Raw genomic sequence first — 6,142 nt, 5'->3', positions numbered from 1 at the left:
GATTTTCAAGCGGCAAGCAATTGGTCAATTCTCACAACTATAGGATTGAATCTTTTCAGAGGTTTGGGTTTTCTCTCAATCACGGAGGGACAGAAGTGGTTAGCTGAACGTTGGGAAAAACTGATAGTTTTATCGACGTAAGAAGCAGAAAAATTAGCTAAATTAACAGGATGTACTCTCAGACAACTTCAAGAGAGATAGGCTTTTAGTGGCTTGAGAACAAGTTTTATCAATTTATTCATAATAAATATTGGCAGAGGATTAAAGATTAGTTATTGTAACTAACTCTTTTGATTAGAAAAAGATAAACTTGAGAATCTTAAGTCAAATTTATTGACTCAAAATCAGCTGTACTTAATTTAAATGAATCAACCCTACCTTAATCCCCCCTTGATAAGGGGGGTGTCTGACAACTTTTAACAACTACCTACTTAACTGCTCGATTAATCCGATAACTTTAGCCTTAATTTCATCGCGAACTCGGCGAAAAGTTTCCATGGGTTGACCATCGGGATCATCAATTAACCAATCCTCGAAAATTTCCTGCAAAACCCATCCTTCCGGCAGATTGACACCGCAACCACATAGGGAGATAACGGCATCGTAATCTTCGGGATTAAAATCCCTAATTGGTTTAGAAGTTTGGTCGGTAATATCGATACCAATTTCCCCCATAACTTCGATTGCTCCGGGGTGAACTTTGGCCGCTTCTAATCCAGAACTGGTGACAGCAATTTTGCCCACACCTAAAGTTTTAGCGAAACCTTCGGCGATTTGGGAACGACAGGAATTTTTTCTACAGGCAAACATGACTTTTTTCATGATTTTAACTCCTAGAAATTGATTTAATTAATAGCTTTATGGGCAATTGTGGCTATTTCTTGGGCGGCTTTTTCCTTTCTTTCACTATAGCGATCAGTCAGATAATCTACCTGATCTCGCAGGAGAATGGTAAACTTATAAAGTTCCTCCATTACATCAATAACTCGATCTCGATAGGGGGAATCTTTCATCGTGCCATCCTCGTTAAACTCCTGATAAGCTTTAGCCACCGAAGACTGATTGGGAATAGTAAACATTCGCATCCAACGACCAAGAATTCGCAGGGTATTAACTGCATTAAAAGATTGGGAACCTCCGCTTACTTGCATAACTGCTAAGGTGCGGCCTTGGGTAGGTCTAACCGCACCAATACTCAAGGGAATCCAATCAATTTGGTTTTTGATAATGCCGCTAATATTGCCGTGAAGTTCAGGAGATGACCAGACTTGACCCTCAGACCATTGACTTAATTCTCGTAATTCTTGCACCTTGGCATGAGTATCGGGAACACTGCCATAAATCGGCAATTCACGGGGATCAAAAAAGCGCACTTCTGCCCCATATTCAGTGATAATTCTGGCCGCTTCTTCTGCTAATAAACGACTGTAAGAACGTGGCCGCAAAGAGCCATACAGAAAAAGAATTCTTGGTTTGTGAGTCGATTGTATCATGGTGAATAATTATTTGTAAGAACTCAAGCAACGAGGATCGAGAAGGGTGGCTTTTTCTGGATCTCTGGGAAACCAAAAGGCGGTTTTTTTACAGAATTCTACCAACATTAACATCACAGGTACTTCAATCAATACCCCCACTACTGTCGCTAAAGCAGCCCCCGAATTCAATCCGAATAACATCACCGCAGTGGCGATCGCTACCTCAAAATGATTACTAGCACCAATTAAAGCAGCGGGAGCCGCATCTTCGTAAACTAAATTGAGTTTGAGAGCGGCCACATAACTAAGTAAAAAAATCAGATTAGTTTGAATAAACAGGGGAATAGCAATCAGGAAAATATGCAGGGGATTACTAACAATTAAATCGCCTTTGAAAGCAAAGAGGAGGATTAAGGTTAACAATAAGGCAGTGATTGCCACAGGACTGAGATAGTGAAGAAAACGCGATTCAAACCAGGCCCGTCCTTTATGTTTAAAAATCCAGTGACGGCTATAGATACCGGCAATAAGCGGTAAACCAACGTAGATTAACACAGAAAAAACAATGGTCTGCCAGGGGACTACAAAATTATTAGCTGCCAGTAACCATTTACCTAGAGGAGCGTAGAGAAAAAGCATCGCTAGGGAATTGACTGCTACCATAATTAGGGTATGACCCTGGTTACTGTAGGAAAGATAGCCCCACATCAAGACCATGGCCGTACAGGGAGCAATTCCTAGTAAAATAGCTCCAGCAGTGTAGGAACTAGCTAAACTTACCGTCTGTCCTCGGATAATCTCCGTTTGACTCAACCAAGGCAGAAACAGCCAGCCGAGAAAAAATTGAGCCAGCGCCACCATGGTAAAGGGTTTGATCAGCCAATTAACCACTAAAGTTAAAATAACTGGTTTGGGAGTACGGGCAGCCCTAAGAGCCTGAGAAAAGTCGATCTTAACCATGATCGGATACATCATGAAGAAAAGACAGATGGCGATCGGAATAGAAACGTTATAGACACTCATGGCATCTAAAGTCCGCGCTACGTCCGGAAATGACCGACCGAGGGCAATTCCCGCCAAAATACAGAAAATAACCCAAAGGGTAAGATATTTTTCAAAAATACTAAGGCTACCGCCAGCTTTGGCGGCTTTAGGATTGATTTGATTAGTCATCGCACAAAGGTGGAAAGAGAATAATGGGAGATTGGGTAATCCACCTTTATTATTTCAAAAAAAGTTGATATGTCAAGTGGAAAAGCTAGTTATAAAGCTTTAATATTTCTAAAAATCTTGATTGGTTACTGATTTTCCTCGCAGAAACGAGCGGGGACAAGGGCGGCAAAACGACGATATTCGGATAGATATTCTTCTAGGAGAAGAAATTGAGATAGATTCAGGCTGTAGTAGATCCAACGACCTTCTTGACGACTGCGGACTAAATTGGCTTCTTTTAGCGTTTTTAGGTGAAAAGATAATTTAGATTGGGCGATATCGAGATGATCGCGCAATTCACAGACGCATAATTCCTGATGTCGCAACAGTTGCAGAATTTGCAGCCGTAGGGGATCCGAGAGTGCCTGAAAACCAGTATAAATCTGGGTTAACGAGTCGGGAGATGTGGTCAGAGAGTTGAACATTGAGATGGTCCCTCGGTGGGAAGGAAATAGGAAAGCGGGAAAATTCAGAATTGCAACAAAACTTTATGTATTTTTGTATCGAATCAGGAAAACCAGCGAATCATCCCCTGTATGATAGACAATGGTTTTGACCAGATTAGCCTTTTAAATCATTGTAAACAGGTTAGGAGACATCATGGAATTATTTGCGGCTCTCAATTTAGAACCCATTTTTCAACTCACCTTCGTGGCGCTAATCATGTTAGCTGGCCCCTTTGTCATTTTCCTACTAGCTTTTCGTGGTGGCGACCTATAAAAATCGCCTCCCACCCATTGTTATTCGTGCTTTTTTTGACTTCTCTCCTCTTTAGGGAGAGATTTTTTGTCTAAAAGTCAGGAGTCAGTTATCAGTCATCAGTTATCAGATGTGAGTTTTCAGTTATCATACTGAATCTGGTTATTAAGTAGGTAGGCGTTAAAAGTTGTCAGACACCCCCCTTATCAAGGGGGGATTAAGGGGGGATCCCCACGCCTATCGGCACCCCCCTTATCAAGGGGGGCAGGGGGGATCGAACCTAAAATCCATTTTTAATTTAATTATAACCAGCTACTTAAAAACTGATTATTTATTCCCCCTCGTGCATGAGTGCCTCTCCTTATATGTAGCCTATACTGTATAAATCAGTGTTATATTGGTAGCCAGGATGTGGGAAAAAGGCAAAGAAACGGTACAGACAATGAAGTTTATTCACTGGAAAAAGCAGCAGTTATTGATGATTTTTGTCCTAGCACTGGCAATTTCAGTCGCGTGGGGGACAATTTTGCCTGTTTCTACTAAAAAGCCTCCTGCACCTAATCCTTGTAACCAACTTAGGGGAAAGATTCAAAATCGGGCAAAAAAAGATGCAGAAGCTGACCGTTTGAATTTTTTCAATACTGATAAAAAGAAAAAGACAAGTAGTGATATTTTAAATTTGTATAAAGAGGCAAATTCTCAAGCTTCTTGTTTTCCACAGGATGAATTATGGGATATCTATGAACAACAATATGATATTAATAAATATCCGGACTGGATACCTTGGCCTTTTATTGTTGTTGTTTCTTTTATTCTTGTTGTTTTGGTGGCTTTTATTGGTGATACCTTAAAAAAATGGCTCAATCAGTCTTTAGATGCGATTCGTAAATGGATTTATAAAACCTTCGCTGGAACACCCTTATTTGAAAATATTGCTCTTAAAAAGTATCGACAGGCATTAATTGATAAATATCAAAAACTTAATATACCTTTTCGTCCTCATCGTCCCCTAGAAATGCGGGAGATTTATGTTTCTTTAAAAGCTTTTAAAGCGAGCGATCGCTCTTTAATTGAAGCAGAAAATGCGGTGCAAAAATACCGACGCTTAGTGGTTAAAGGTGCGCCTGGTTCGGGAAAGTCGATGTTATTAAAGTATCTAGCACTTTCCTATTCAGAAGGACGATTCAAAAATTTATCGGATCGTCCCGTGCCAATTTTACTAGAATTAAATCGGCTCAATGACGCTAATTTGACAGTAGAAAAGTTAGAACAACATTTAGTAGAAGCTTGCGATCGCCATAATTTTCCCAAAGCTAATCGTTTCATCTCTCAAGGTTTAAAAGACGGACGTTTGCTGCTGCTTTTAGATGGGTTAGATGAGGTTAGTAGTGGCGTTCGCTCTTCTGTTGTTCGGTGTCTTAAGGACTTTTTAGAATTAGAAAATTATAAAAAATGTCGAGTAATTATTACCTGTCGGACGGCTGTTTATCATAATGAGTTTGTCGATAATACCAAGGAAACTTTAGAGATTGACGAATTTAGTGACCAACAAATGCGCCGCTTTTTGCAAGCTTGGAAGTCGGAAATGCCGCCGGAGAAATCAGTAGAACAATTGATTCAAAACTTGCGAGCTAAACCGAAAATTATGGCACTGGCGCGGAATCCCCTACTGTTAACAATCATCGCCTATCTCTATACGGATACTCCCTTCGTTTTACCTCATTCGCGAGCCGAATTTTACACTAAAGCTACTGATGTTTTATTAGAATTGCGCGATCAAGAAAGAAATATCCCTAATCAATATAGTGGTGTCAACAAGCGGCGAGTTCTGCAACATTTAGCACTCTATGCTCAGAATAGCGCTAATCGACAACAGCAAGATCGCCGCAGTCTTCTTGATTCTGAAGTATGGGAACAAGTTAAACAAGTCTTACCTTCATTAAATCTAGAGCATAAAGAGGCTAATTCTATCGTTGATGAAATCGTCAAACGCAGTGGATTATTGCTTCGCATTGATGGCGGACAGCGTTATCGTTTTCCTCATCTCACTCTACAAGAATATTTCGTAGCAGCAGCTTTAACAGACAAACAAGATGAATTAATTCAAAAATGGCAAAATGCTTCTAGCGACTGGCTAGAAATTGTCAAGTTATGGTGTGGATTGGCAAACAATAGTACGGATTTAATTACGGCGGTATATCAACAAGATGCACTGACAGCATTTGAATGTCTAGCAGATGCTCAAGAAGTAAAACCAGAAGTTGCTCAGGAGATTATAGATTATTTTAAAACACAATTGAGAACCGATGAATCAATTTGTAGTGCTTTTGGCTCAGTAGCGGCTGATTTTCGTCCTAGAGGGAAAGCATTATTTGATTTTTTAGTTGCTAGTTTAGATGATTCAGCCAGTCAAAAAGCAGCGGCTCAAGCCTTATCCGCCACTAATTTGCCTCAAGCAGTAGAAAAATTAGTTATTTACTATGATCCCAATCAACCCCATTTTATAGAAGTGCGAGAAGCGTTAATCAGAATGGGAGGTTTAGCAGTCAATCAACTAGAATCTTTAGCTCGAAAAGGCTCTATAGAAGCAATGGATGATCTAGTTAAAATTGCCATACCAGAAGCGGCTGAGGCACTTGAAAGATTGCAGGAAGATCCGAACTTAAGCGGAAAAGTAAGTTTTCGACTTGCAGCACTGTTGAAGGAGTTAGAAGATAGTCAAGCTGAACGCAATCGCACTCTATCATGAAGGAAAA

At 40.2% G+C, this 6,142-nt stretch carries 6 protein-coding genes and 1 pseudogene; 3 read left to right on the top strand and 4 right to left on the bottom strand.

Annotation, left to right across the window (positions count from 1 at the left end):
* A pseudogene (locus PN470_RS11425) lies at positions 1–141 on the top strand (ISAs1 family transposase); the annotation flags it as partial.
* A 282-nt stretch (positions 142–423) separates the two neighbouring features.
* Here PN470_RS11425 and arsC read toward each other — a convergent pair.
* The 4 genes from arsC to PN470_RS11405 form a co-directional block, all read right to left on the bottom strand.
* Complete coding sequence (gene arsC, locus PN470_RS11420) at positions 424–822, bottom strand: arsenate reductase, glutathione/glutaredoxin type (protein ID WP_271937164.1); 399 nt, start codon at positions 820–822, stop codon at positions 424–426.
* Between the two features lie 23 nt (positions 823–845).
* Positions 846–1,493, bottom strand: a complete 648-nt coding sequence (arsH, locus tag PN470_RS11415) for an arsenical resistance protein ArsH (protein WP_002750383.1) — start codon at positions 1,491–1,493, stop codon at positions 846–848.
* Positions 1,494–1,502: 9 nt separating this feature from the next.
* Entirely contained in the window at positions 1,503–2,648 is a 1,146-nt protein-coding gene (gene arsB, locus PN470_RS11410) for an ACR3 family arsenite efflux transporter (protein WP_104396895.1), read from the bottom strand.
* A 125-nt stretch (positions 2,649–2,773) separates the two neighbouring features.
* Positions 2,774–3,112: an ArsR/SmtB family transcription factor gene (locus PN470_RS11405; protein ID WP_002737698.1), complete on the bottom strand. Its 339-nt coding sequence runs from the start codon at positions 3,110–3,112 to the stop codon at positions 2,774–2,776.
* Positions 3,113–3,287: 175 nt separating this feature from the next.
* Between PN470_RS11405 and psb30 the strand changes: the two genes are divergently transcribed.
* Together psb30 and PN470_RS11395 are read left to right on the top strand one after the other, a co-directional pair.
* A complete protein-coding gene (psb30, locus tag PN470_RS11400; RefSeq protein WP_002736367.1) occupies positions 3,288–3,407 on the top strand; it encodes a photosystem II reaction center protein Ycf12/Psb30 in 120 nt (39 codons plus the stop codon).
* Between the two features lie 388 nt (positions 3,408–3,795).
* Complete coding sequence (locus PN470_RS11395) at positions 3,796–6,135, top strand: NACHT domain-containing protein (RefSeq protein WP_272104561.1); 2,340 nt, start codon at positions 3,796–3,798, stop codon at positions 6,133–6,135.
* The last annotated feature ends 7 nt before the right edge of the window (positions 6,136–6,142 follow it).

This window comes from Microcystis sp. CS-574 (genome assembly GCF_028329095.1).
In the GTDB taxonomy this organism is placed as follows: Bacteria; Cyanobacteriota; Cyanobacteriia; order Cyanobacteriales; family Microcystaceae; genus Microcystis; species Microcystis ichthyoblabe_A.
This window is presented reverse-complemented; position numbering and strand designations above follow the sequence as displayed.